Raw genomic sequence first — 1,502 nt, 5'->3', positions numbered from 1 at the left:
CGCACAACGGCCGCCCACGAACCCGGTCTTGACCCGGTCCGCGGGCGGCCGCCCGCCCCGCTGCTCCTGCTACCGGCTCACTTCCCCGCCTCGTCGGCCGACGCCTCCAGCCGCCGGAACCGGAGGCCGGACGCCGCCCAGATCCAGGCGGCCGAGAGCGGGATCGTCACGACGGAGACACCGACCGCGCTCCGGATCCGCCCGTCCACGACCGAGGCGCACCGGCTGCTGTGCTCGGAGGGCTCGTCGACCAGCACGGGCGAGCCGCAGTCGATCGTGCGGCCGGCCCGCTCCACCGAGGCGGGCAGGAAGGCCAGCCCGATCGCCCAGATCCACCCGGCGACCGCCAGGAACCCCGCCAGGTACGTCCACCCACGCTGGACGCGGTACGCCCGGTCGTACGCCAGGGCGTCCCGCGCCCGAAGCATCTCCGCCACGTCCACGGGCATGCCGTTGTCCATGACCCTCCCCCTCTTCCCCGGTCGAACACCTCGGAGCGAGGATCTCAGGTCATCGCCACCGCTCCGCAGGCACCCCCGCCGGCGGGGAGGGCCGCCACCGTGCAGGCAGACGAAACGGCCGCGCAGGCAGCCGACTTCTCACCGCCGGAGGAGTTCGCAGAAGCGGTCCAGCGCGCGGTCGGTGCGGCCGCGGTCGCCGGTGGTCGTGAGATCGAACAGCAGGCCCCGGATGACGGCCATGACCAGCGTCGGAGTGACGGTGTCGTCAGGGCCGGTGGTGATGCCGCGGAGCGTGGCGCCGAGGGTGTCGAACCAGCCCGTGATCGCCTCGGCCCGGTCCGGGTAGTTCTCGGGGTGGGTCAGGCCGTCGGCGTGCACCTCGAAGAACAGCCGGACGAACGGGGCGCGCTCCGGTGCGCTCATCCAGGCCCAGATGCCGCGCAGGTGTTCCTCCGGAGAGCCCGCCTCCGGCGGGAGGTTCTCGGCCAGCCGTCTCGCACCGCGGCGGCGGGCCTCCGCGAGGACGGCCGCCACCAACTCCTGCTTGCTGCCGAAGTCGTAGAGCAGCATCCGCGGGCTGGTGTCGAGCGCCGCGGCCAGCGGCCGCAGGCTCAGCCCGGCCAGGCCGTGCGCCAGCACGTAGTCGGTCGCCCGCGCCAGCGTGCGCTCCCGCCGGGCGGGATCTGGGGGTCGCCCCACGGTCGATCTTCCTCTCCGTCCTGCGGAACCGAGCCGGCATCAGTATATGGTACGACTGTTTCAAGAAACGCCTGTTTCACTAACGGGAGGAGACCACCATGCCCACACTCGACCGGGCACTCGCACTGGGCGCCGGAGGCCCCGTCGGCGCGGCCTGGACGGCCGGACTGGCCTGCGGACTGCGCCGCGACGGAGTGGATCTCGGCGAGGCCGATCTGATCGTCGGCACGTCGACCGGCGCGATCATCGGCGCGGTGCTGGCCACCGGCCAGGACCCCGGACGGCTCGCCACCCCCGTGCGCCCCGACTCGGGCAGCACCCCGCCCCGGGTGGACGGGCGCC

3 protein-coding genes are annotated in these 1,502 nt (G+C 73.7%); 1 reads left to right on the top strand and 2 read right to left on the bottom strand.

What is annotated here, in order from left to right; genetic code table 11:
* Positions 1–77 precede the first annotated feature (77 nt).
* Both ABZ885_RS41015 and ABZ885_RS41010 read right to left on the bottom strand, forming a co-directional pair.
* Positions 78–461: a hypothetical protein gene (locus ABZ885_RS41015; protein WP_360200289.1), complete on the bottom strand. Its 384-nt coding sequence runs from the start codon at positions 459–461 to the stop codon at positions 78–80.
* 138 nt (positions 462–599) lie between these two features.
* Complete coding sequence (locus ABZ885_RS41010) at positions 600–1,160, bottom strand: TetR/AcrR family transcriptional regulator (RefSeq protein ID WP_360200287.1); 561 nt, start codon at positions 1,158–1,160, stop codon at positions 600–602.
* A 98-nt stretch (positions 1,161–1,258) separates the two neighbouring features.
* Here ABZ885_RS41010 and ABZ885_RS41005 point away from each other — a divergent pair.
* On the top strand, positions 1,259–1,502 hold a 244-nt coding region (locus ABZ885_RS41005; RefSeq protein ID WP_360200285.1), incomplete at its 3' end, for a patatin-like phospholipase family protein.

It is taken from the genome of Kitasatospora sp. NPDC047058, assembly GCF_040643935.1.
Classification (GTDB): Bacteria; Actinomycetota; Actinomycetes; order Streptomycetales; family Streptomycetaceae; genus Kitasatospora.
The sequence above is the reverse complement of the archived record's forward strand: the minus strand, read 5'-3'. Positions and strand labels throughout refer to the sequence as shown.